Source organism: Pulveribacter suum, from assembly GCF_003013695.1.
GTDB classification, from domain to species: domain Bacteria; phylum Pseudomonadota; class Gammaproteobacteria; order Burkholderiales; family Burkholderiaceae_C; genus Melaminivora; species Melaminivora suum.
The window spans coordinates 524,184-546,155 of sequence record NZ_CP027792.1 but is presented as its reverse complement, the minus strand read 5'-3'; the positions used below and the strand labels follow the sequence as shown (position 1 = coordinate 546,155).

22 protein-coding genes are annotated in these 21,972 nt (G+C 68.9%); 9 read left to right on the top strand and 13 right to left on the bottom strand.

Going from position 1 to position 21,972, the window contains the following annotated elements:
* The first annotated feature begins 252 nt into the window (after nt 1-252).
* From C7H73_RS15470 to C7H73_RS15460, 3 genes are all read left to right on the top strand, one after another.
* Complete coding sequence (locus tag C7H73_RS15470; RefSeq protein ID WP_157948313.1) at nt 253-519, top strand: hypothetical protein; 267 nt, start codon at nt 253-255, stop codon at nt 517-519.
* Nucleotides 520-597: 78 nt separating this feature from the next.
* Nucleotides 598-963 (top strand): hypothetical protein, encoded by a 366-nt coding sequence (locus C7H73_RS15465; protein WP_157948312.1) that lies wholly within the window; start codon nt 598-600, stop codon nt 961-963.
* Between the two features lie 354 nt (nt 964-1,317).
* Nucleotides 1,318-1,920 (top strand): hypothetical protein, encoded by a 603-nt coding sequence (locus C7H73_RS15460; RefSeq protein ID WP_157948311.1) that lies wholly within the window; start codon nt 1,318-1,320, stop codon nt 1,918-1,920.
* Between the two features lie 233 nt (nt 1,921-2,153).
* On the opposite strand, the gene C7H73_RS02415 is transcribed toward C7H73_RS15460, so the two are convergent.
* Nucleotides 2,154-3,398 (bottom strand): YbfB/YjiJ family MFS transporter, encoded by a 1,245-nt coding sequence (locus C7H73_RS02415; RefSeq protein ID WP_106845204.1) that lies wholly within the window; start codon nt 3,396-3,398, stop codon nt 2,154-2,156.
* 52 nt (nt 3,399-3,450) lie between these two features.
* Between C7H73_RS02415 and C7H73_RS02410 the strand changes: the two genes are divergently transcribed.
* A complete protein-coding gene (locus C7H73_RS02410) occupies nt 3,451-4,341 on the top strand; it encodes a LysR family transcriptional regulator (protein ID WP_106845203.1) in 891 nt (296 codons plus the stop codon).
* Nucleotides 4,342-4,361: 20 nt separating this feature from the next.
* A complete protein-coding gene (locus C7H73_RS02405) occupies nt 4,362-5,444 on the top strand; it encodes an NAD(P)H-dependent flavin oxidoreductase (protein WP_106845202.1) in 1,083 nt (360 codons plus the stop codon).
* Between the two features lie 92 nt (nt 5,445-5,536).
* Here the strand turns inward: C7H73_RS02405 and C7H73_RS02400 are convergent, their stop codons facing one another.
* The 5 genes from C7H73_RS02400 to radA form a co-directional block, all read right to left on the bottom strand.
* The gene (locus C7H73_RS02400) at nt 5,537-8,041 is read right to left on the bottom strand and encodes a glycosyltransferase (protein WP_106845201.1); all 2,505 of its coding nucleotides are present in this window, start codon (nt 8,039-8,041) and stop codon (nt 5,537-5,539) included.
* 21 nt (nt 8,042-8,062) lie between these two features.
* On the bottom strand, nt 8,063-8,272 hold the full coding sequence (locus C7H73_RS02395) for a zinc-finger domain-containing protein (RefSeq protein WP_106845200.1): 210 nt from the start codon (nt 8,270-8,272) through the stop codon (nt 8,063-8,065).
* A gap of 5 nt (nt 8,273-8,277) precedes the next feature.
* Nucleotides 8,278-9,216, bottom strand: coding sequence for a branched-chain amino acid transaminase (locus C7H73_RS02390; RefSeq protein WP_106845199.1), 939 nt, complete (start codon nt 9,214-9,216; stop codon nt 8,278-8,280).
* Nucleotides 9,217-9,280: 64 nt separating this feature from the next.
* The gene (locus C7H73_RS02385; RefSeq protein ID WP_106845198.1) at nt 9,281-9,685 is read right to left on the bottom strand and encodes a glycerate kinase; all 405 of its coding nucleotides are present in this window, start codon (nt 9,683-9,685) and stop codon (nt 9,281-9,283) included.
* Nucleotides 9,686-9,762: 77 nt separating this feature from the next.
* A complete protein-coding gene (gene radA, locus C7H73_RS02380) occupies nt 9,763-11,145 on the bottom strand; it encodes a DNA repair protein RadA (RefSeq protein WP_106845197.1) in 1,383 nt (460 codons plus the stop codon).
* Between the two features lie 118 nt (nt 11,146-11,263).
* On the opposite strand from radA, the gene C7H73_RS15640 reads away from it, so the two are divergent.
* The gene (locus C7H73_RS15640; RefSeq protein WP_170104807.1) at nt 11,264-11,428 is read left to right on the top strand and encodes a hypothetical protein; all 165 of its coding nucleotides are present in this window, start codon (nt 11,264-11,266) and stop codon (nt 11,426-11,428) included.
* Nucleotides 11,429-11,617: 189 nt separating this feature from the next.
* Here the strand turns inward: C7H73_RS15640 and C7H73_RS02375 are convergent, their stop codons facing one another.
* The 3 genes from C7H73_RS02375 to alr all read right to left on the bottom strand — a co-directional run bounded on the left by C7H73_RS02375 (nt 11,618) and on the right by alr (nt 14,739).
* On the bottom strand, nt 11,618-12,637 hold the full coding sequence (locus C7H73_RS02375; protein ID WP_106845196.1) for a cytochrome-c peroxidase: 1,020 nt from the start codon (nt 12,635-12,637) through the stop codon (nt 11,618-11,620).
* A 147-nt stretch (nt 12,638-12,784) separates the two neighbouring features.
* Nucleotides 12,785-13,621, bottom strand: a complete 837-nt coding sequence (locus C7H73_RS02370; RefSeq protein WP_106845195.1) for a hypothetical protein — start codon at nt 13,619-13,621, stop codon at nt 12,785-12,787.
* Nucleotides 13,622-13,638: 17 nt separating this feature from the next.
* On the bottom strand, nt 13,639-14,739 hold the full coding sequence (gene alr / locus C7H73_RS02365) for an alanine racemase (RefSeq protein ID WP_106845194.1): 1,101 nt from the start codon (nt 14,737-14,739) through the stop codon (nt 13,639-13,641).
* Nucleotides 14,740-14,880: 141 nt separating this feature from the next.
* Here alr and lplT point away from each other — a divergent pair, with 141 nt between their 5' ends.
* The 3 genes from lplT to C7H73_RS02350 all read left to right on the top strand — a co-directional run bounded on the left by lplT (nt 14,881) and on the right by C7H73_RS02350 (nt 17,801).
* Nucleotides 14,881-16,158 (top strand): lysophospholipid transporter LplT, encoded by a 1,278-nt coding sequence (gene lplT, locus C7H73_RS02360; RefSeq protein WP_106845193.1) that lies wholly within the window; start codon nt 14,881-14,883, stop codon nt 16,156-16,158.
* 69 nt (nt 16,159-16,227) lie between these two features.
* Nucleotides 16,228-17,097, top strand: coding sequence for a DMT family transporter (locus C7H73_RS02355; protein ID WP_106845192.1), 870 nt, complete (start codon nt 16,228-16,230; stop codon nt 17,095-17,097).
* 131 nt (nt 17,098-17,228) lie between these two features.
* The gene (locus C7H73_RS02350; protein ID WP_106845191.1) at nt 17,229-17,801 is read left to right on the top strand and encodes a RodZ family helix-turn-helix domain-containing protein; all 573 of its coding nucleotides are present in this window, start codon (nt 17,229-17,231) and stop codon (nt 17,799-17,801) included.
* A gap of 35 nt (nt 17,802-17,836) precedes the next feature.
* Here the strand turns inward: C7H73_RS02350 and C7H73_RS02345 are convergent, their stop codons facing one another.
* The 4 genes from C7H73_RS02345 to glcE form a co-directional block, all read right to left on the bottom strand.
* On the bottom strand, nt 17,837-18,646 hold the full coding sequence (locus tag C7H73_RS02345) for a ProQ/FINO family protein (RefSeq protein ID WP_106845190.1): 810 nt from the start codon (nt 18,644-18,646) through the stop codon (nt 17,837-17,839).
* A gap of 90 nt (nt 18,647-18,736) precedes the next feature.
* A complete protein-coding gene (gene glcF, locus C7H73_RS02340; RefSeq protein WP_106845189.1) occupies nt 18,737-20,002 on the bottom strand; it encodes a glycolate oxidase subunit GlcF in 1,266 nt (421 codons plus the stop codon).
* The gene (locus C7H73_RS02335; RefSeq protein WP_106845188.1) at nt 19,987-20,799 is read right to left on the bottom strand and encodes a YoaK family protein; all 813 of its coding nucleotides are present in this window, start codon (nt 20,797-20,799) and stop codon (nt 19,987-19,989) included. The genes glcF and C7H73_RS02335 overlap by 16 nt, the downstream gene beginning before the upstream one ends.
* Before the next feature lie 3 nt (nt 20,800-20,802).
* Nucleotides 20,803-21,912, bottom strand: a complete 1,110-nt coding sequence (gene glcE, locus C7H73_RS02330) for a glycolate oxidase subunit GlcE (RefSeq protein WP_106845187.1) — start codon at nt 21,910-21,912, stop codon at nt 20,803-20,805.
* Nucleotides 21,913-21,972 lie beyond the last annotated feature (60 nt).

The window sequence follows — 21,972 nt, the reverse complement described above, 5'->3', positions numbered from 1 at the left end:
CATCGACTTCCAAGCGGCACCTTGGGAGCACTTATCACTGGTACTCAAGCACAGGGGTTTGTGTGGCTCGCAAGTGGTGGTTCGCAAAATTGCAACGCCTCACAAACGAAGGTTCTACCGCAAATCGTTAGGTTTGCGTAAAAGGCGGCAGGGGTAGCAGATGAGAGGTAGGAGAAGCGAGCGGCCGGAGATTGGAAGACTCAAGTCGCGCGTTGTTTTGTTGTCTAGATCTAGTTAGCTATTGAAAGCATTATGAAAAAAACAACTTCATTATTCATCTGCTTCCTAAGCACAATGTTAGCTGCTGGCTTCTTATTTTTTATCGCAGCCGGCCTAGCAGAACCGTTTAAAGAACTAGTCTTTCTTATGAACGATAAAAACACAGATAAGTCAATCAACCAATGGTTTGTGTTTGCAGTACTGAGCTTCATTTCCGGAGCCATATGGACTCTTGCATGGCTTTGGTTTAAAGCAAGTGAGAAAAGATTTTTAGAAATTTGGTTTTCAAAAAACACCTAACATTTATCGCAGCCGACCGCCTACGGCGTCGGCTGAATTCAGGGCGTTAAAACTTTTCTCTACTGAGGGATGTGCTGCATGAACGAGGCTTCTCTTCTCGCGCTTCTCAAGGATTGGCTGATTCCACTTGGGTCCGTTATCATTTCAGTGTGGTTTGCCGCCTCGGCTAAGAAAGATGCAGACCGCGCGGACCGTCTGCTTGCGCAAATTAAGGAATCCGTAGAGGGTTCGCAGCGAAAAATGATCGAGTCCGCCACAGGAATTTTGGATTCGACGCCGCAGGTCATCGAAGGGAAGGCGAGTCTCGCAAAACTACAAGCGGCGAATGCTGTCTTGGAGACCATCCGCGCAAACATCTCCAATCCGGGCCGAGTGCCCGCTGCAGAGCATGAGCAGCAGATGTTGGCACTTTCTGCCCACCTAAGCATGCTGATCTCGAAATAAGGTTCGCGTATTTTGCTGCTTGTTGGAACTCAAAATCTCCCCTCTCGTTGCACAGCTTTAACAAGCCGCTGCAGCCGACCGCCTTCGGCGTCGGCTGAGGGGCAGCGTTAGCCACCAATGGGGGATCTATGCAGTTACAAAGCCGCCGTCACGCCGAGTCCATTGCCACCCAAAGAAGGATGGTCTGGCTAACGGTAGTCATCGCCGCCCTTGCCATATTTCAATCGGGACTGGTCAAACTTCCGCCGCTCATCGATTTCGGTGCAGAGCCTCGGTCCAACAGTTCGTCCAAGGCAACGCCGCTTCGCGGCGCGGCTTAACTCAAGCGCCAGCCGTCGTAAACAAGGTTATTCGATGACCACCGCTGACAGCATCAATCTAGCTATTGCTATTATCGGCGGCTGTTCAGTTCTTGTTTCTGCGCTGGTTGCCATCATTACTCTAAAGATCGCCCGAGCGAATCGGGAATCGGCTGACATCATGAGGGCTCAGCACGAGTCGTCCACTCGCCCGTATATCGAGATAGCGCCGATGACAGCGGAAGAGCACTCAGTATTGCTTCTCAGAGTTCGCAATTCGGGCACATCAAGCGCTAGGAATGTCATCTTAACGCTAGATCAGGATTTCTACTTCAACGCCGAAGAATCTGAGACCCACAACTTACGCAACTACACTGCCTTCTCACAACCCATCGCCTCTGTACCGCCAAGATGCGAGATCACTTTCATTCTTGGTGTGGGCCACACAGTCTTCAGCCATAAGGATCGTTGCCCGCTCACGTTCAACATTTCTGCACGCTATGAGTTTGCCAACCGCCAAGTCACGGAAATTAACCCGATCGACCTTCAACCATTTGCGAAGGTGGCTATGATCAAAAGCCCATACTTGGAGCAGCTCGAAAAGATGAACGCGCAACTGAAGATACTTGCCACAGCATTGGTAAAGTCCGACGCCTAACTTAGGCAGTAGTATTTACGGCCTAATACCATGTCGGTTTATTTTAGCGTGCCATTAGCCGTTGGTGAGTCTACGCGGACAGCTATCATTTCACTAGCATACGCGCATACTAGATTTTTACTGCTTGATTTGGATATAACAGTTTTTTCAAGCACCATCAAGCTAACCCGGCTAGGAAAATTGCAGGAAAATTGGGGTCAGATTCCAATTCTTTTGAGTTCGAATTTTTTTGCTCAGGCCACGGACCCCTGCGGCCAGCGCCAGGCCGAAAACGCATACATGGCAGCGCCCGTCACCAGCACCGCAGCGGCCGCAGCCAATGCGCGCGCAAAGCCGCTGGCCTGGCCACTGGCGGCGACCAGCGCGGCCGCCAGGGGCGGGCCTGCGATCTGCCCCAGGCCGAAGGTGGCCGTGATCAGGCCGGCGAAGCTGTCCACCGCCGCTGGCCACAGGCGCCGCGCCTCCTGGAAGCCGAAGAACGTGATCACCGTGAACGGCAGGCCCAGCAGCGCGCTGCCCAGCGCGAAGCCCGCCGGCGTGGGCCAGTGCAGCCCCAGTGCGATGCCCGCGGCCTGCATGGCGTAGCACGCCGCGAGCAGCCAGCGGCGGTCCCACGCGGCGCGCACGCGCGTGCCCAGCACCGCGCCCAGCGTCGCGGCCACGCCGAAGATGGGCCAAAACAGGTCAGGCCAGGGCGATCCCGGCGGCAGCGCGCCGCGGGCGATCACGGGCAGGAAGGTGGCTGTGACGATGTAGCCCAGGCCGGCGAAGCCGTAGGCGATGGCGTGCAGCGTGCGCGCCGTAGCGCTGGCCGGCGGCGCGGGCGCCCCTTCGGCCGCGCCCGCCTGTAGATTGGAAGCCTGCGCCGCGCGTCCCTGCACCACCGGCAGCACCAGGGCGCACAGCAGCGCCGCCAGCAACGCGAACGCCGCCCAGCCCGCCGCCGCGCGCCAGTGCGCCGCGACCATGGCGCTGGTCATGAAGCCGGTCAGCGCAATGCCCACGCCCGGCCCGCAGAAGATCAGCGCGCTCAGCGCCGGCTGGCCCAGCACGCTCAGCCGCACCATGCACCACGAGGAGATGTTGAGCAGCACGAAGGCGCTGGCCACGCCCGCGGCGAAACGCAGCAGCGGCCAAGTGGCCGGCAGCGGCAGCGCCATGGCCACGGTGAGCAGCACCGTGGCCGCCAGGCCCGCGCGCGCCAGCCGCGCCGGGTGCCAGCGGCCGTACCACCCGCGCGCCACCCAGGGCAGCGCCATGCACGCCAGCGCGCCGACGAGGTAGCCGATGTAGTTGGCCGTGGCCAGCCAGCTTCCGCCGGCCAGGGTGACCACGCCGTCGGCCAGCATCATGGGCAGCAGCGGCGTGAAGGCGAAGCGCCCCACGCCCATGGCCACCGCCAGGGACAGCAACCCGGCCAGCGCCACGGCACGCGGCTGGTGGCGAAACGACGTTCCCTCGGTGGTCGCAGCTTCCATACTGTTCTAAGATCGATTGACCGAATAATCATCTCATAAGAAGATTCAACCCATGGACCTGATCGCGCTGGAGATCTTTGCCGCCGTGGCCCAGGAAGGTAGCGCCACCCGCGCCGCCGAGCGGCTGCAGCGCGCGCAGTCCAACGTCACCACGCGCGTGCAGCAACTGGAGGAATCGCTGGGTTGCCAGCTGTTCGTGCGCGAGGGCCGCGGCATGGCACTGACGCCCGCCGGCCAGCGCCTGGCCGGCTATGCCGAGCGGCTGCTCGCGCTGGCGGAAGAAGCGCGCCAGGCCGTATGTTCGGACCAGCCCAGCGGCCGCCTGCGCCTGGGCGCCATGGAAAGCACCGCCGCCGCCCGCCTGCCCGGCCCTCTGGCACAGCTGCACGCCCAGTGGCCGCAGCTGGTGCTGGAGCTGCGCACCGGCTCCTCGCGCCCGCTGGCCGACGACGTGCTGGCCCACCGCCTGGACTGCGCCCTGCTGGCCTGGCCCCCGCCCGGCCTGGAAGACGTCGAAGTGCCCCTGGCGCGCACGCAGGTCTTCACCGAACGGCTGCTGCTGGCCTTGCCCGCGGGTCACCCGCCCGTGACCGGGCCGGGTCAGCTGCAGCTGGACACACTGGCCGCCTTTGCCCGCGGCTGCACCTACCGGCGCATCGGCGAGGACTGGATGCAGCGCGCACTGGGCCGCGCGCCGCGTGTGCTGGAGCTGGCCTCCTACGCCACCATCCTGGCCTGCGTGGCCGCCGGGCGCTGCGCCGGCGTGCTGCCGCACTCGATCCGCGAGCTGCTGCGCACGCCGCCGCCTTTGCAATGGCTGGACCTGGGCGAGTGCCCGACCATGCTGGTGCACCGCCCCGGCTACGACACGCCGGCGCTGGCCGCGCTGCTGCAGGCGCTGCGCCCGCATGCGCCGACCTCGCCTTCCTCTTCCCTTTCCTGAAAACTCTTAGGAGCCCGCCAATGGCCGCTGCCAATACCCTGCTTGAACGCCTGTCCATCGACCTGCCCATCATCCAGGGGCCCATGACCGGCTCCGACAGGCCGCAGCTGGCGGCGGCCGTGTCCGAGGCCGGCGGGCTGGGCATGCTGGGCTGCGGCATGCGCTCGCCGCAGGCCATGCACGAGGCGGCCGCCGCCGTGCGCGCCGCCACCGGCCGGCCTTTCGGCATGAATTTGTTCGTGCTGCGGGCGCCCTCGCCCGATGCGGCCACGGTGCAGGCCGCCATCGCACGGCTGGCGCCGCTGTACGCCGACCTGGGCCTGGCCGCGCCCGAGCCGCCCACCCGCTGGTGCGAGGATTTCGATGCCCAGTTCGAGGCCTTGATCGCCGAGCGCCCGGCCGTGGCCAGCTTCACCTTCGGGCTGCTGACGGCGGCGCAGGTAGCGCGCGTGAAACGTGAGGCCGGCAGCTTCGTCATCGGCACCGCCACCACGGTGGCCGAGGCGCGCGCCTGGGCCGAGGTCGGGGCGGATGCGGTCTGCGCCTCGGGCATGGAGGGCGGCGGGCACCGCGGCAGCTTCCTGGACCTGGGAAGCAGCAGCCAGATCGGCACCATGGCCCTGGTGCCGGCCTGTGTGGACGCACTCACCATTCCCGTGATCGCCGCCGGCGGCATCATGGACGGGCGCGGCATCACCGCCGCCCAGGCGCTGGGCGCGCAGGCGGTGCAGATGGGCACGGCCTTCCTGGCCTGCCCGGAGTCGGCCATCGGCGCCGCCCAGCGCGCGGCCATGGCGCAGGCCGAAGGCAGCGACACGCGCATCACCCGCGCCTACTCCGGCCGGCCGGCGCGCGGCATCGTCAACACCATGATGGAGCGGCTGGACCCGCACGAGGCAGACCTCCCCGCCTATCCCGTGCAGAACGCCCTGACCGGCGCGCTGCGCCGCGCCGCGGCGGCCCAGGACCGGGCCGACCACCTGGCGCTGTGGGCCGGCCAGGGCGTGGCGCTGGCACGGGCGCTGCCGGCCGGGCAGCTGGTGCAAGTGCTGGCTGGGGAGTGGGAGCGCGCACGCGCCGCGCTACTTGCTCAAAACCCCTGACCTGGCACAAGGAGGTCAGCAGCCACACCCAGTAGAGCGCCCGCCTCTGACCATGGCAGCCGGAAAGCAAAAGCGCTTCGGTGTTGCCCCTGTCAGCCTGCGGGCGTGCGCAGGAGCTCCAGGTATTGCTGGGTCATCCGCTGGCGGTCGAAAGTGGCACGCACGTGGTTTTGGCCTCGTACGGCAATTGCCAGTGCTTCATCCGGATGGCGCAGCAGGTGCCCCAACTGCAGGGCCAGTGCCCGAGCGTCTTCGTGTGGCACCAGGTATCCGGTCTCGCCGTTGGTGATGATTTCTTGCACCCCCTCCACATCCGTGCCGATGCCGCAGCACCCGCAGGCCATGGCTTCGATCAAGCCGAGCCCGAGGCCTTCATAGTGGGTGGAAAGCACTGCCAGCTTCACGCGGCCACATAGCGCAGGCAGATCGCTGACATGCCCCAGAAAACGCACCTGATCGGCCACTCCCAGCGACATCGCCAGCCTTTGCGCTCTTTTGCGCCAGCTCGACTTGCCCTCTCCGGCCAGGTACACCGCAGGCTGCAGGCCCTGCTCGCGCAGCATGGCCGCCGCGCGGATCAGGGTGAAGTGGTCTTTTTGTTGCGCAAAGCGCGCCGGCATGACGATGGCGTCCTCGCGCTGCTCCCAGGGCAGCCCGCCCTGCCAGCGGCTCAGGTCAATTCCGTTCAGGATGGCGGCGCACTTTTCCGCCGGATGCCCCCGTGCCACCAGCACGTCACGCACGGCCTGCGACACCCCCACGATGCGTTCGGTCACGCGCGCGAGCTCCAGCGATTGACGCAGGCGGCGCGCCGTATAGCGCTCGCGGGTGTTGTGCTCTATATGGAGCATGCGAGATACGCCAGCCCTTAGTGCCCCGTAACGGCCCCACAGGTGCTCGCTGAAGCCATGGGCCACAAACACGTCAGGCCGCCACTCCCGGCACAGCTGCGCAACCTGCCGCTCGGTCACCCAATGCGACCAGCGCGAGACAGTACGCACTTCAATGCCTTGCGCCGCCAGCTTCTCCAGCCGGTCCGTGATGTCCATCGAGCGGCGTCGCAGCACCAGCAGGCTCTGCTGGCCCGGATGCGGTGCGCAAAGGTCGATGGCCACCTGCGTGGCTCCGGAGAATCCTCCAGAGACGAAATGCATTACCCGCAGCGGCGCAGCAGCAGTTCCCGGGCCATCCATGGCGGTCCCAGGGCTGCCTTGTTTGTCAGCGCCGTTGCTGCCGGTGTTCCCTTGCGCCGGCCTTCCTGACATGGCTGGTCTCCCATAGGTGGCCAGTGCGAGCCATAGCGTGACCGCCATCAAATACATCACATTGCCATTGTTGTGCGCAAACATGACCTGCGTGAGGCCAAATCCCAGGAAGCCGAGCACTGTGAGCAGGCCGCACACCGCTGCCGTGCGCACCCATCGCCAGGCCTGCTCGTCGTGAGGCACAAGCTTGACCCGCAGATGGGCATCTGCCTGTCTGAGCATCTGCCAGAAAGCAAGGGCAGGCACAGCGAAAAAGGCCAGCAGGCACAACACGCCAAGCCAGCCACGCTTGGCGAACATGTCCAGCCATTCGTTGTGCGCATGGTTGAACGACACTGCTTCCGGCGGCAGCCGTCCCTGCTTGATGGCTGCGGACATATGTTCCTTGAAGTCCAGCTGCCCCACCCCTGTCAGGGGGGCGCTTTGGCCCTGCTGCCAGGCGTAGCGCCATACAGCGCGCCGAAACCCCACGGACGTGCTGGCCAGCCTGCTGTCGGCATCGATCCATTCCTGCAAACCCAGCTGCATCCGCTCATGCACGATGGGAAGGGCAAAAACCGACACGCTGAGCAGAGAAACCGCAGCCAGTGCGTGCCACCCTCTCCTTGATACGGAGAGCGTGCTGCGCCGGGGGTGTAGAAACCACAGCAAGAACAGCAGCAGGAATGGCAGTGTGACCCAGCCGCCACGGCTGCCCGAGAGCAGGCTGGCCAGCATGCCGCCCAAGGAGCCCATGCCGCACAGGAAGGTACCCCACCCCTTGCGCGCGCCAGCCAACCCCAGGGCAGTGCACCACACCGCCATCAGCAGGGCCAGATTGCCAAACTGGATGGCATTGGTGTAGCCCTCGGCACGCGAGAGATGCTGCAGGGCCACTTGCCACAGGGCAAACAGCCCGGTCGCCATGCCTCCGATCGCGCAGCCCCAGGTGACGGCCTGCCAGGAGGGTCGGCGCTGGCAGAAGGCCACGATGGCTATCAGCGCAGCCAGGTACTTGAGGACGCGGTCCAGCCCGAGCGTCTTCCATTGCCACTGCCCGTGGTCGATCAGGTGGATGCTCCAGCCAGCCGCCATCAAAGCCACAGCGGCCAGCCACCAGCGCATCGGCATGGGCATGGGCGCTGCGGCGCGCAGCCAGCGCGGCAGGCCCCACAGGCCCATCAACACGAGCATGCCCGCGCCCCACGAATACCCGGAAGGCAGGACCCAGGACCCCATCAGCAATGCCGCCACCGCCACATCCATGCTGGTGACTTTTGCCAGGCGCTCCTTTAGCCCGTTCCCTGCGACAGGAGTAGGTACAGCCAATGCCACTTTCAGGGGTGCACGCATTGGAGCCGCTGCACCTGGCCCTCAATGCCCGCCAGACACCACCTCGCCGGCCTTGAGCCGGTACACCGTGCCGCAGTACGGGCACTTGGCCTCGCCCGTGTGCGCCACGTCAAGGTAGATACGCGGGTGGGTGTTCCACAGCTTCATGTCCGCGTTGGGATTGGGACAGTACACACCGCTGCCGCGCAGCAGGTCGCGGGCCAGCAGTTCAACGACAGCGTCTTGCGTCATGGCGTTCAGACCTTGGTGAGCCACTGGGCGTACTTGGGATTGCGGCCACCCACGATGTCGAAGAAGGCGCTTTGCACCTTCTCGGTGATGGGGCCGCGGCTGCCGGAGCCGATCTGGATGCGGTCGAGTTCGCGGATCGGCGTGACCTCGGCCGCCGTGCCCGTGAAGAAGGCCTCGTCGGCGATATAGACCTCGTCGCGCGTGATGCGCTTTTGCACCAGCTCCAGGCCCAGGTCCTGAGCGATGTGCAGCACCGTGTTGCGGGTGATGCCGTTCAGGGCGCCAGCCGACAGGTCGGGTGTGTAGATGCGCCCGTCCTTGACGACGAAGATGTTCTCGCCCGCGCCTTCGGACACGAAGCCCGAGGCGTCCAGCAGCAGCGCCTCGTCATAGCCGTCGTCCAGCGCTTCCATGTTGGCCAGGATGGAGTTGGTGTAGTTGCTCACCGTCTTGGCCTGCGTCATGGTGATGTTGACGTGGTGGCGGGTGTAGCTGCTGGTCTTGACACGGATGCCGCGCTTCATGCCTTCCTCGCCCAGGTAGGCGCCCCAGGCCCAGGCCGCCACCATGACGTGGATGCGGTTGCCCTTGGGCGACACGCCCAGCTTTTCCGAGCCGATCCACACCAGCGGGCGCAGGTAGCACGACTGCAGGTTGTTCTCGCGCACCACGGCGCGCTGGGCCTCGTTGATCTCTTCCTGCGAGAACGGCATGGGCATGCGCAGGATCTTGGCGCTGTTGAACAGGCGCTGGGTGTGCTCCTGCAGGCGAAAGATGGCCGTGCCGTCGGCGGTTTCGTAGGCGCGCACGCCCTCGAAGGCGCCGCAGCCGTAGTGCAGCGTGTGGGTCAGCACGTGAATCTTGGCGTCGCGCCAGTCCACCATCTGGCCATCCATCCAGATCTTGCCGTCACGGTCGGACAGCGAAGGTACTACGGGGCTCATGGGAATCCTTTGACACTCGGAAAAGAGAACGCGGGGCCGCGCGGGGCCCGCGAAACCGGCAATTTTACGTTCCGTCCGCTGCCGCGGGCCGCTGCAGCTGCCAATGCGCCAGCCGCCCGTGCATGAATTCGCAGGTGACCTGCGAGCCGCCGGCATCCGTCCAGCGGTAGATCTCGGGCTCGCCGCCCTCCACCGACAGCTGCTGGCCCAGTGAGCGCGTGATGGCCACCACGTGCATCAGGTTGACGCCGGCTTTGAGCCTGGCGTTGAGCATCACGGCGCTGCCTACGTGGCCGATGGGGTTCCTGGAGGCCTTTTGCATCACGTTCATCAGCCGCGTGAAGTGCAGCAGGCCCCACATCAGGATGCCCCCGCCGGCCACCGACAGGCCCTGCAGGCCCCCGGCGCGCCAGCCGGCCAGCAGCACCGCGGCAAGAGCCAGGGGAATGGCGACGTTGCGCAGATTCATGGCGCACATTGTCCCCGCTGCCAGGCGGCTGCGCGCTGTGGCTGCTGCGTAGGCGCGGCCCGTCCTGCCTTTGGCCCTCAGGCCAGTTCGCGCACCACCTGCATGGCCTCTTCCACACGCTCCACGGCGTGGATGGTCAGGCCGGCAATGGGCTTCTTGGGCGCATTGGCCTTGGGGACCACGGCCACGGTGAAGCCCAGTTTCGCGGCCTCCTTCAGCCGCTCCTGCCCGCGCGGGGCCGGGCGCACCTCGCCGGCCAGGCCCACCTCACCGAAGGCGATGAAGCCCTTGGGCAGTGCGCGCGCCCGCAAGGACGAGGTGATGGCCAGCAGCACCGCCAGGTCGGCCGCCGGCTCGCTGATGCGCACGCCGCCCACGGCGTTGACGAACACGTCCTGGTCGGACGAGGCAATGCCCGCGTGGCGATGCAGCACCGCCAGCAGCATGGCCAGGCGGTCGCGCTCCAGGCCCACGGACAGCCGGCGCGGGCTGGGCCCGCCTCCGTCCACCAGCGCCTGGATTTCCACCAGCATGGGCCGCGTGCCCTCCAGCGTGACCAGCACGCAGCTGCCGGGCACGGGTTCGCTGTGCTGCGACAGGAAGATGGCGCTGGGGTTGGCCACGCCCTTGAGGCCCTTTTCGGTCATGGCGAACACGCCGATCTCGTTGACGGCGCCAAAGCGGTTCTTGATGGCCCGCACCAGGCGAAAGGCGCTGTGCGTGTCGCCCTCGAAATACAGCACCGTGTCCACCATGTGCTCCAGCACGCGCGGGCCAGCCAGCGCCCCTTCCTTGGTCACGTGGCCCACCAAGACGATGGCGATGCCCGTGGCCTTGGCCAGGCGCGTCAGGTGCGCCGCGCACTCGCGCACCTGCGCCACCGAGCCCGGCGCGCTGGTCAGCTGGTCGGAGTACATGGTCTGGATGGAGTCGATCACGCACACCGCCGGCTGCGTGGCCTGCACCGTGGCCAGGATTTTTTCCAGCTGGATCTCGGCCAGCACGTTGACCTGGCTGCCCTCCAGCCCCAGCCGACGCGAGCGCAGCGCCACCTGGGCGCCGCTTTCCTCGCCCGTCACGTACAGCGTGGGCAGGTGGGCGCGCTGCAGCGCATCCAGCGCCTGCAGAAGCAGCGTGGACTTGCCGATGCCCGGGTCGCCGCCGATCAGCACCACGCCGCCCTCGACCATGCCGCCGCCGAGCACGCGGTCCAGCTCCTCCAGCCCGGTGGGCGTGCGCACCACCTCGGTGGCCTCGATGCTGGACAGCGGCGCCACCGCCTGGGCCTGCGCCAGCCCGGCGTACTGCGGCGTGCTCAGCCGGTTCTTGCCGGCGCCTGCCGCCTCGGGGACGGTCTCGATCAGCGTGTTCCAGGCCCCGCAGCCAGGGCATTTGCCCAGCCAGCGCGGGCTGGTGGCGGCGCACTCGGTGCAGGTATAGAGGGTTTTTTCCTTGGCCATGAAATGAGGAGCGGGGAGCGGGGAGCGAGAGGGTGCGCGGGGCTGTCGGCCCCATCCTACCCGCGCCCCGGCGGCTGCGCCCTTACCATGGCCCCAAGCCCTTTTGCCCTGTCCGACCATGCCCTCTTTCGCCCCTCGCAGACTGGCCGCCGCGCTGCTGGCGGGTGCGGCGGCGCTGGCCCTGGCGGCCTGCGACCCGCGCCCGGCCGACCGGCCGCTCAAGCCCACGGCCCCGCCCGTGCCCGCGCCTTCGGCCACGCCGCCGCCCGCCGCTGGGGTCTGACGGGTCGCCACCGGTGTTTGCAGCGAAACCAGGCTCAAACCCAATGCAGGCAAGCGCAAGCAGCTATTATTTATGCAGCAAACAGCAAAAAAGGCCGATGCCCTGAGCAGGGCACCGGCCTGGAAGACCGCGGGCGCGGCCGGCTTTCATGGGTCATTCAAAGGGGGGCGCGGCTTGTCTCCTGCGCTTTCAGTCGAAGGGCCGCGGGCGCTGGGTCGTGTCGCTGGACGGCGGCAAGATGGGCAGCACGACCCGGGGCTGCTCGCCAGTCAGTGTCTTCAGGAAGGCGACGATGTCGGCGTTCTCCTGGGTACTGAAGGTCTTGCCCAGCTGAATGCGGCCCATGGTGTCCACCGCCCGCGCCAGCGTGTCGGCGGCGCCGTCATGGAAGTAGGGGTAGGTCAGCTCCACGTTGCGCAGCGTCGGCACCTTGAAGTTGAAGCGCTCGGCGTCGTTCTTGGTGACCGCATAGCGCCCCTCGGCCGGGTTGTCGGTCTGGTAGGGCTCGATGAGGCCCATCTTCTGGAACGACGTGCCGCCCAGGTTGGGGCCGTTGTGGCAGGCGACGCAGCCGGCGCTCTTGAACAGCTGATACCCGCGCAGCTCCTGGTCGTTGATGGCCTTCATGTCGCCCTTGAGCCACTGGTCGAAGCGTGCGTTCGGCGTAATCAGCGTCTCCTCGAACGCGGCAATGGCCGTGGTGACCTCGGCAATGGACAGCTTGTCGCTGCCGAAGACCTGCTTGAACTCGGCCACGTACTGCGGGATCGAGCGCAGCATGTCCACCGCCAGCTCGTGCGTGAAGGCCATCTCGCCCGGGTTGGCGATGGGGCCGCCGGCCTGCTCGCGCAGGTCCTCGGCGCGCCCGTCCCAGAACTGGGCCATGTTCAGGCTGGAATTGAGCACCGTGGGCGAGTTGATCGGGCCCTTTTGCCAGTTGTGGCCGATGGAGGTCTTCAGGTTGTCAGACCCGCCCATGCTCAGGTTGTGGCAGGAGTTGCACGAGATGAAGCCCGAGCGCGACAGGCGCGGGTCGAACCACAGCTTCTTGCCCAGCTCCGCCTGCGCGGGGTTCACGGCCTTGGGCAGTTCGATGGGCTGCACCGGCTCGGCGGCGCGCGCGGGTGCGCCGGCCAGCAGCGCAGCAACGGAGACAGCGCCCAGCACGAAGCGCATGAGGGGGACGCGGGACGGGTTCTTGTTCAGCATGGGGCACTCCACTCGTATCGTTGTGTTGCAGCACTGGTTTGGCAGCGCTGGCCCCATTCTTCGGGAATACCCTTGGACACCCTTTGACGTGCAACAAAGGGAAAGACTATTTTGCGAAAATGGTTTTAGCGGTGCTTACCGCGCCGGTCAGCGCCCGCGCAGCAGGCGCACCGCGTGCGGCAGCGACTGCGCCTCGGGCAGGGCGTACTGCACGGCCGCGCCCAGCAGCGCGGCGCAGACGGTGGCCGCCAGCAGCGGCTTCCAGGTCAGGCGCACGGCGGCGCCCAGCCAGCCGGCGCGCTCGGCGCCCATCAGGGCGCGCGCGGCGGCCACCGAGAACGCCAGCTCCACCGCCACGGCCAGCAGCACCTCGGAGCTAAAGTACAGCCAGGCCAGGGCGCCGGCGCCCGCCAGCAGCGCCGCGCCCAGCACGAAGATCGCCAGCACCGGCACGACCACCACCGCGCCCTCGTCGGCGCCGGCGGCTGCGTCCAGCGCGCCGCTGGCGGCGTCGCCCAGGCTGCCGTCGAAAAGGCCGGTGCCCGCCTCGGCGCTGCCGCCAAAGTCGCCGCTGGCACCGCCGCCGGCAAAGCGCCCGCCGCCCCCGCTGCTCCAGGAGCTGCTGGCGCCGCCGCTGCGGCCATCCACCGAAGGCAGGCCGCCATCCACCCAGCTGCTGCCTTCGTCCTTGCGCCGCTTGGGGCTGCGCACCAGCCAGCCGGCCCACAGGCGCAGCACCAGCAGATAGGCCAGGTAGCCCACGCCCAGCGTGGCCAGGTAGCGCAGCGCCAGCGACTGCATGCCCAGCGCCATCAGCAGGCGCGAGACGCTCCACATGAGGGCCAGCATGAAGCTGCCGATGATCCAGCCGTGCAGGCGCAGGCTGTGGCGGCGCGCGAGGCTGGTCGCCAGCGCGCGCTGCGGCGCGTGCACCCGGCCCCAGCCGGAGGCGGCCTTGCGTGCGGGCGCGGCGCGGCGGCTCACGGCGGCTCGGCCTGGCCTCAGGCCTCGTCCGTGACCACCGGCACGCGCGGGGCCAGCGCGCACATCAGCTCGTAGCCGATGGTGCCGGCCGCCTCGGCCACTTCGTCGATGGGCAGCACGGCGCCACCAGGGCCGCGGCCCCACAGCGTCACCTCGCTGCCGATGGCGGCGCCGGGCACGGGCGCCAGGTCCACGGCCAGCATGTCCATGCTGACGCGGCCCACCACGCGGGTGCGCACGCCATCCACCAGCACCGGCGTGCCGGTGGGCGCGTGGCGCGGGTAGCCGTCGGCATAGCCGCAAGCCACCACGCCAATGCGCATGGGTGCGGGCGCGGCAAAGCGCGAGCCGTAGCCCACGGTGTCGCCTTCGCCCAGTTGCTGCACGCCGATCAGGCGTGAGGCCAGCGTCATGGCGGGCTGCAGGCCCCAGTCGCCTGCCGTGCGCTCGGGATGGTCGGGCGCGCCGCCGTACAGGGCGATGCCGGCGCGCACCCAGTCCAGGCGCACCTCGGCCTGCAGGCCGTGGCGCAACAGGGCAGCGCTGTTGCAGATGCTGCGCTCGCCCGGCAGGTCCTCGGTGGCGCCCTGGAAGGCAGCCAGCTGGTGGCTGATGCCGCGCGGGCCGTCGGCGTCGGAGAAATGCGTCATCAGCGAGATCTCGTCCACCTGCGGCAGGGCCGACAGGCGCGCAAAAGCGGCGCGAAAGCGCCCGGGCGCAAAGCCCAGGCGGTTCATGCCCGAGTTCATCTTCAGAAAGACGCGGTGCGGCGCGTGCGTCTTGTGCGCCGACAGCCAGTCGATCTGCGCGTCGCAGTGCACCGTGTGCCACAGCGACAGGCGCGAACACAGCTCCAGGTCGCGCGGCTCGAACACGCCTTCCAGCAGCAAGAGGGGGCCGCGCCAACCCAGCGCGCGCACGCGCTCGGCCTCGTCCAGGTCCAGCAGGGCAATGCCGTCGGCCGCGCGCACGGCGCTCCAGACGCGCTCGATGCCGTGCCCGTAGGCATTGGCCTTGACCACGGCCCACAGGCGCGCGTCCGGCGCGGCGCGGCGGGCGCGCTCCAGGTTGGCGCGCAGCGCTGCAGGGTGGATGGTGGCTTGGATGGGGCGCGGCATGGCAGCTCGTACAGAGGGGAAAACGCGTCCCATTCTGGCATCGGCCCCTGGGGCCTGCGTGCTATAACCGCCCGTCGCTCCCCGGAGTGTTTGGACTTTTCAATAACCATCAGCGCGGCTGATGGTTTTCTCGCCCCCCCGATGAAGCGCGGTTTCTACACCATCATGTCGGCGCAGTTTTTCAGCTCGCTGGCCGACAATGCCCTGTTCGTGACCGCGGTGGAACTGCTGCGCACTGGCGGCGCTGCCGAGTGGCAGCGCGCCGCCCTGGTGCCCATGTTCGCGCTGTTCTACGTGGTGCTGGCGCCCTTCGTCGGCGCGTTCGCCGACTCCCAGCCCAAGGGCCGCGTCATGCTGCTGAGCAACGCCATCAAGATGGTGGGCTGCCTGATGATGCTCTACGGCTCGCACCCGCTGCTGGCCTACGCCGTGGTCGGCCTGGGCGCGGCCGCGTATTCGCCGGCCAAGTACGGCATCCTGACCGAGCTGCTGCCGGCGTCCCAGCTGGTGCAGGCCAACGGCTGGATCGAGGGGCTGACCATCGCCTCCATCATCCTGGGCGTGCTGCTGGGCGGCCAGCTGGTGGCGCCGCACCTCTCTAGCCTGCTGCTGGGGCTGGACTTTCCGCTGCTGGATTTCGGCATCACCTTGCCCGCCGAGGCGGCCATCATGGCGCTGGTGCCCATCTACGGCCTGGCCGCGTGGTTCAACCTGCGCATTCCCCACACCGGCGTGGAGATGCGCCCCATGCCGCGCAACCCGCTGGCGCTGCTGCCCGACTTCTGGACCTGCAACAGCCGCCTGTGGCGCGACCGGCTGGGGCAGATCTCGCTGTCCACCACCACCCTGTTCTGGGGCGTGTCGGGCAACCTGCGCTACATCGTGCTGGCCTGGAGCGCCGCCGCCTTGGGCTACGGCGTGACGCAGGCCTCGGCCCTGGTGGGCGTGGTGGCCATCGGCACGGCCGTCGGCGCGGTGCTGGCCTCGATGCGCATGCGCCTGGACACCGCCACCCGCGTCATCCCGCTGGGCATCGCCATGGGCGTGTTCGTGATGCTGATGAACGTCATCCACAGCATCTGGCTGGCCATCCCCTTTCTCATCATCCTGGGCGGGCTGGGGGGTTTCCTGGTCGTGCCGATGAACGCGCTGCTGCAGCACCGCGGCCACAACCTGATGGGCGCGGGCCGCTCCATCGCCGTGCAGAACTTCAACGAGCAGGCGGCCATCCTCGGCATGGGGGCGTTCTACAGCCTGTCCACCAAGTTCGGCCTGTCGGCCTTCGGCGCGATCTCCATCTTCGGCCTGCTGGTGGCCGTGGTCATGTGGCTGATCGGGCGCTGGCACCGCTACAACACGCGCTGCCACGCCCAGGAGATGGAGCAGCTGCTGAAGATCGCCCGCAGCGACCATCACTGAGTCGCCGGGGCACCTCCTGATTTGATAGCTGCCAGCGCTTGCCCTGCAAGCGCCGGAGCCGTTTTTTGCATGCATTCTCCCCTGCCCGTACTGGCCCTGCTGTCCAACGCCCTGATCTGGGGGCTGGCCTGGTGGCCGTTTCGGCAGATGCTGGGCGCCGGCCTGCACCCGCTGTGGGCCACGGCGCTGATGTATGCCGCCATCGTGCTGGGCTTCAGCGTGCTACGCCCCGGCCTGTGGCGCCAGATGCGCGCCGTGCCGGCGCTGGCCCTGCTGGCCCTCAGCTCGGGGTTGAACAACGTGGCCTTCAACTGGGCGATCTCCATCGGCGACGTGGTGCGCGTCATCTTGCTGTTCTATCTGATGCCCGCCTGGGCCGTGCTGCTGGCCTGGCGCATCCTGGGCGAGCGGCCTACGGGCGCGGCGCTGGCGCGGCTGGCCCTGGCCTTCGCCGGGGTGCTGCTGGTGCTGTGGCCGGCCGGCAGCGCGGACCGCCTGGGCACCGCCCTGGGCCTGGCGGACGCGCTGGCCCTGCTGGGCGGCTTCATGTTCGCGCTGACCAATGTGCTGCTGCGCCGGCTGCAGGCCGTGCCCGGCCAGGCACGCATGCTGGCCATGTTCAGCGGCTGCCTGCTGATGGCGCTGGCCACCGCCGCGGCCGGCCACGCACTGGGGCGGGTGCCGGCCTTCCCGCCATTCGACATCGCCTGGGCCGGCGTGGCCGCCGCGCTGGCGCTGCTGCTGCTGGCCGGCAACTGGGCGCTGCAGTACGGCGCGGCGCGCCTGGCGGCCGGCACCACGGCGGTGGTCATGCTGTCGGAGGTGGTGTTTGCCAGCGGCTCGTCCATGCTGGCCGGCGCTGCCGAGCCCACGCTGCGCACGCTGCTGGGCGGCGCGCTGGTCATCGGCGCGGCCCTGGCAGCGGCCTGGCGGCGCTAGCAGCGCCAGCGGCGCGGCCTACAGGCCCTGGCGCCCTGGCCTGACGCTGCGCGGCGCCAAGCGCGCGCCGGCGCCTGCGCGCGCCGACACCACGATGGCGGCACCTCTCGCATTCTTTGACAGGAGCGCCCATGTCCCTCGCGTCCTTCCGCGGCCTTCGCGCCTGCTCCCACCTGACTCTCGCCCTGGCCGTCGCCGGCGCGGCGGCCCTGGTCGGCTGCGACCGCAACGATCGCACCCCGCCCAGCACCAACCAGCCGCCGCTGCGCGACCTGCCCGGCGCCAGCGCGCCGGCTGCCACCACGGCGCCCGCAGCGGGCGCGGCGGCGTCTGCACTGCCGGCCTCGCAACCGCCTGCCCTGCCCTCGGATCCCGCCACGCCTTCGGAGGGCAACCGCAGCCCCGCGCAGGGTGACCCCACACCCGTGCCCGCTCCCACGCAGGGCGAGCGCGCCGCCGTCAACCCGGCAGGCATCAGCACCAGTGCGCCGTCCCCGATGGGGCCCGGCACGGGCGATGCCGGCGCCTCCGGCCCCGCGGCGGGAAGCAACGGCGGCAGCACGGCCGGCACGAGCAGCCCCAGCACCAGCGGCACCCGCTCGGGCACGCCGGGCGCTGAAGGCACGGCCGCCGGCAACCCGAACAACGCGGGCGCCGCCAGCGGTCAGCCGCAAACGTCGGTGACCGGCTTGGGCAGCAAGTAGGCCAGGCCCTCCCGGCTCGTCAGGAGCCTGACGGGCTACTGCGCGTCGGCGGGCGGCGCGTCGGCGGGCGGCTCATCGGCCGCGGATGCATGGCCTTCGGGTTGTGGCGCAGCCGCCTCGCGCAGGCGGCGGGCGCGCGCCAGCTGCTGCGTGACCTGGCGGCGGTCCATGCCGTACATGTCGGCAAAGTGCTCGGGCGTGGCGCTGCTGGCCTCAAAAGCGCGCAGCAGCGCTTCGGCCCGGGCATCACGCTCGGCGACTTCGGCAAAGGCCTCGTCCAGCAGGGCGTTGGCCGCCTCGTCGCGCCCGCGCACCAGCGTGTCGTAGGCGCCCCGCGTCAGGCCACTGGCCTCATAGGCCAGAGCAATGCGTCGGCGCAGCTTGGAGGTCAGGTCCTCGCCATCGCGCGGCTTGCGCCGGCGAAACACCTCCAGCAGGGCGTGGTGCACGTGTTCCGGCGCCATGGCCTCCACCGGCTGGCCCGACAGGTCGTGGCGCTGCTGGCCGTTGGCCACCACATTCAGGTAGCGCGTGGAGCGCGTGTGAATCGCCAGCGCCAGCTTGAGCGCGTCCTTGTCGATCTCCTCGTGGGCCGCCAGCAGGTCGTGGAAGATGCCGCGCTTGAGCGGCAGCGGCTGCGCGCCGAACAGCTGCGGGTGCCACTGGGCCAGCTGCTCCAGCAGCGGGTGGGTGCGCCGCGGCGCCGCAGCGCCGCCTTGCTGCTGCTGCGCGCCGGGCGCGCCTGCGCCGCGGCGGCCCCGCCGGGCGGGCCGCTGCGGGCCTTCTTGCGGCGCGGGTGCGGGGGAGGCTTCAGGGGCGGGGGGGGCGTTTACGGGATCGGTCATGGCTGCAAGAAAAAGCGCCGCAGCGCAGATGCGGCAAAGCGGACGAAACCCGCCATCATGCCAGCACCCGGCGGCGGCGGGCCGGGCCGCTCAGGCGGGCGTGCCGGGGCCGGCCAGGGCGTCGTCCAGCACTTCGATCCAGTGGCGCACGGGCGTGGCCGTGCCGCCCTGCAGGTGCTGGATGCAGCCCACGTTGCCCGACAAGATGGCAGCGGGCGGCTGGTCGGCGAAGACCTCGCCCAGGGCGCCCAGCTTGCGCTCGCGCAGCTGGTGCGACAGCTCGGGGTGCAGCACCGAGTAGGTGCCGGCCGAGCCGCAGCACAGGTGCGCCTCGACGCGCGCCAGGCGCAGCTCGAAGCCCAGGGCCGCCAGCCCCTGCTCGACGCCGCCGCGCAGCTTCTGGCCGTGCTGCAGCGTGCACGGCGGGTGGTAGGCCAGCGGCGCCGACGGCGGGCGCACGCGGCCCTTCAAATGCGTCACCAGCTCGGGCAGCAGTTCGGACACGTCGCGCGCCAGCTGGCTGATGCGCGCGGCGCGCTCGGCGTACTGCGCGTCGCCGCGCAGCAGGTGGCCATATTCCTTGACGGTAACGCCGCAGCCCGAGGCGTTGATGACCAGGCATTCCACCTCGCCCCGCTCCACGTAGGGCCACCAGGCGTCGATGTTGGCGCGCATCTGCGCCAGGCCGCCGTCCTGGTCGTTCAGGTGGAACCGGACAGCCCCGCAGCAGCCGGCCTCGCGCGCGATCACGCACTCGATGCCGGCGGCGTCCAGCACCCGGGCCGTGGCGGCGTTGATATTGGGCGCCATGGCAGGCTGCACGCAGCCGGCCAGCATCAGCACGCGGCGGGCGTGGTGGCGCGTGGGCCAGGGCCGCGCGCGCTGCTCGGGCGAGCTAGCCGGTGGCACCTTCTCGCGCAGCACCTGCGGCAGCAGGCCGCGCACGGCCTGGCCCACCTTCATGGCCGGGCCGAACAGCGGCGAGGGCAGGCCTTCCTTGAGCGCCCAGCGGGTGGCGCGCTCGGCCAGTGGGCGCGGCACTTTTTCGTCGACGATCTTGCGGCCGATGTCCACCAGGTGGCCGTACTGAACGCCGCTGGGGCAGGTGCTCTCGCAGTTGCGGCAGGTCAGGCAGCGGTCCAGGTGCAGCTGCGTCTTGCGCGTGGGCTCGTGGCCCTCCAGCACCTGCTTGATGAGGTAGATGCGCCCGCGCGGCCCATCGAGCTCGTCGCCCAGCAGCTGGTAGGTGGGGCAGGTGGCGGTGCAAAAGCCGCAGTGCACGCACTTGCGCAGGATGGCCTCGGCCTCCTGCCCTTCGGGCGTGCCGGCGTATTGGGGAGCTAGCGTGGTCTGCATGGTGTGTCGTCGCTCAAATCAGTGTCGGATCCATCGCCGGGCCGCGCGGCGCGGCGCCGCGCCAGGCGCTGCAGGTCGGCCAGCACGGGCGGCAGCGACAGCGCCAGCAGCAGCGCGGCCTGCGGCACCACCCACACGAAGCCCACGTGCTGGAAGCCCGCCGCGCCCACCACGCCGCCGGCCAGAAACAGCCCCAGCAAGCTGGCAAACAGCCGCGTGCGCTCGCGGTTGGCCCGCACGGCAGCGGCGCGGGGCGTGCCGCGCCGGTTCCAGTACAGCATCTTGCCCAGCTCCATGCCGAGGTCGGTGACCACGCCCGTCATGTGGGTGGTGCGGATCTGCGCCGAGCTCATCTTGGTGACCACGGCGTTTTGCAGCCCCATCATGAAGGCCAGCAGCAGCACCGCCAGCGGCACGGCGAACGGCGTGGGCCACTGCTGCAGCGCCGCGCCCAGCAGCCCGAACAGCAGCATCAGCACGGCTTCGAGCAGCAGCGGCAGCGCCCAGGTGCCTTCCAGACGCTGCTGGCGCGCCCAGTTGACCAAGATGGCCGTGGTGCCGGCGCCCGACATGAAGGCCCACAGCGCGCCCATGGCCCCCAGCACCAGCGCGAACTCGCCGATCACCAGGCTGTCGGCCAGCGTGGCCAGAAAGCCCGTCATGTGCGAGGTGTACATGTGCACCGCCATGAAGCCGCCCGCGTTCATCGCCCCGGCGTTGAAGGCCAGCATCAGCCCCAGCGTGCGGTTGGTGGCCAGCGTGCGGTGGCGCGTCGTGAGGTGGCGCAGCACGCGCATGGCTCATCCGCCGCCGCCGGCGCCGAAGACTCCGGCCGGGTCGAAGGCCTGGGCGAGCCGCCGGTGGATCGCGGCCAGCGCCGGGTCTTCAAGGTCAAAAAGGCCTGCAGCGCCCACCCCGCCTGCGCCAGCAGCTATGAAAAGGCTAGCACTTCCCCCTGCCTCGCGGGCCAGCGCCGCCAGTGCGGGCCCGTGCCCGGGCGCAGCCTGCACCCAGCGCAGCGCGCCGTGCCACTCCACCAGCGGGGCAGCCACGCCCTGGGGCAGCGCCAGCACCGGCGCGGTCTGCGGCAGCGACAGGCGCCACAGCGCCCGCTGCGGCGCGCGCCGGGCAAACCAGGGCAGGCGCTGGTCGCGGCAGTCCTGCCAGTCCTGCGGCACCCCGGGGTCGCTCTGCAGCTCGCCGCCCATGCTGCGGCAGGCCGCTTCGACAGCGGCGCGGGCGCCGCGCAGGCGCACGTACAGCTGGCCGGTGCCGCCATCCTCCACCCAGCAGCTGGCGTTCAAAGGCAGCGGCTGGCCGCCCCAGGCGTTCAGGCGCGCCAGCGCGTCGGCCTGGCTGCAATCGAAGCGCAGCGTGGCCTCGGCCGGGGCGAAGGGCAGCACCTTCAGGCTGACCTCGGTGATGGCGGCCAGCCGGCCCCAGCTGCCGGCCATCAGGCGCGAGACGTCGTAGCCGGCCACGTTCTTCATGACCTGGCCGCCAAAGCGCAGCAGCTCGCCGCGGCCGTTGATGACCTGCACGCCCAGCACGAAGTCGCGCACCGCGCCCGCGCTGGCGCGCGCCGGGCCCGACAGGCCGGCCGCCACCATGCCGCCCACCGTGCCGCCGGCGGCAAAACGCGGCGGCTCGAAGGCCAGGCACTGGCCGTGCGCGGCCAGCAGCTCCTCCACCTCGGCCAGTGGCGTGCCGGCGCGCGCGGTGATGACCAGCTCGCTGGGCTCGTAGCTGACGACGCCGGCCAGCGCGCGCATGTCCAGCGCCGGCGCGTCGCGGTCGGCGCGGCTGTCGGGGTGGAAGGCTTTTGTGCCGGCACCGGCGATGCGCAAGGGGGCGTGGCGTGCGGCGGCGTCGCGCACGCGCTCCGAGATCTGGGCAAGGGCTGCGTCCATGGCCGGCGATGGTACGCCCCGCCCCGGCCGCGGCGCCGCGCGCGGCTTTTGATTTTTTTG

Bases quoted from the DNA above. Each gene is read 5' to 3' on its own strand.
- C7H73_RS15470 (WP_157948313.1), top strand. From the start codon at position 253: ATGAAAAAAACAACTTCATTATTCATCTGCTTCCTAAGCACAATGTTA.
- C7H73_RS15465 (WP_157948312.1), top strand. From the start codon at position 598: ATGAACGAGGCTTCTCTTCTCGCGCTTCTCAAGGATTGGCTGATTCCA.
- C7H73_RS15460 (WP_157948311.1), top strand. From the start codon at position 1,318: ATGACCACCGCTGACAGCATCAATCTAGCTATTGCTATTATCGGCGGC.
- C7H73_RS02415 (WP_106845204.1), bottom strand. From the start codon at position 3,398: ATGGAAGCTGCGACCACCGAGGGAACGTCGTTTCGCCACCAGCCGCGT.
- C7H73_RS02410 (WP_106845203.1), top strand. From the start codon at position 3,451: ATGGACCTGATCGCGCTGGAGATCTTTGCCGCCGTGGCCCAGGAAGGT.
- C7H73_RS02405 (WP_106845202.1), top strand. From the start codon at position 4,362: ATGGCCGCTGCCAATACCCTGCTTGAACGCCTGTCCATCGACCTGCCC.
- C7H73_RS02400 (WP_106845201.1), bottom strand. From the start codon at position 8,041: ATGCGTGCACCCCTGAAAGTGGCATTGGCTGTACCTACTCCTGTCGCA.
- C7H73_RS02395 (WP_106845200.1), bottom strand. From the start codon at position 8,272: ATGACGCAAGACGCTGTCGTTGAACTGCTGGCCCGCGACCTGCTGCGC.
- C7H73_RS02390 (WP_106845199.1), bottom strand. From the start codon at position 9,216: ATGAGCCCCGTAGTACCTTCGCTGTCCGACCGTGACGGCAAGATCTGG.
- C7H73_RS02385 (WP_106845198.1), bottom strand. From the start codon at position 9,685: ATGAATCTGCGCAACGTCGCCATTCCCCTGGCTCTTGCCGCGGTGCTG.
- radA (WP_106845197.1), bottom strand. From the start codon at position 11,145: ATGGCCAAGGAAAAAACCCTCTATACCTGCACCGAGTGCGCCGCCACC.
- C7H73_RS15640 (WP_170104807.1), top strand. From the start codon at position 11,264: ATGCCCTCTTTCGCCCCTCGCAGACTGGCCGCCGCGCTGCTGGCGGGT.
- C7H73_RS02375 (WP_106845196.1), bottom strand. From the start codon at position 12,637: ATGCTGAACAAGAACCCGTCCCGCGTCCCCCTCATGCGCTTCGTGCTG.
- alr (WP_106845194.1), bottom strand. From the start codon at position 14,739: ATGCCGCGCCCCATCCAAGCCACCATCCACCCTGCAGCGCTGCGCGCC.
- lplT (WP_106845193.1), top strand. From the start codon at position 14,881: ATGAAGCGCGGTTTCTACACCATCATGTCGGCGCAGTTTTTCAGCTCG.
- C7H73_RS02355 (WP_106845192.1), top strand. From the start codon at position 16,228: ATGCATTCTCCCCTGCCCGTACTGGCCCTGCTGTCCAACGCCCTGATC.
- C7H73_RS02350 (WP_106845191.1), top strand. From the start codon at position 17,229: ATGTCCCTCGCGTCCTTCCGCGGCCTTCGCGCCTGCTCCCACCTGACT.
- C7H73_RS02345 (WP_106845190.1), bottom strand. From the start codon at position 18,646: ATGACCGATCCCGTAAACGCCCCCCCCGCCCCTGAAGCCTCCCCCGCA.
- glcF (WP_106845189.1), bottom strand. From the start codon at position 20,002: ATGCAGACCACGCTAGCTCCCCAATACGCCGGCACGCCCGAAGGGCAG.
- C7H73_RS02335 (WP_106845188.1), bottom strand. From the start codon at position 20,799: ATGCGCGTGCTGCGCCACCTCACGACGCGCCACCGCACGCTGGCCACC.
- glcE (WP_106845187.1), bottom strand. From the start codon at position 21,912: ATGGACGCAGCCCTTGCCCAGATCTCGGAGCGCGTGCGCGACGCCGCC.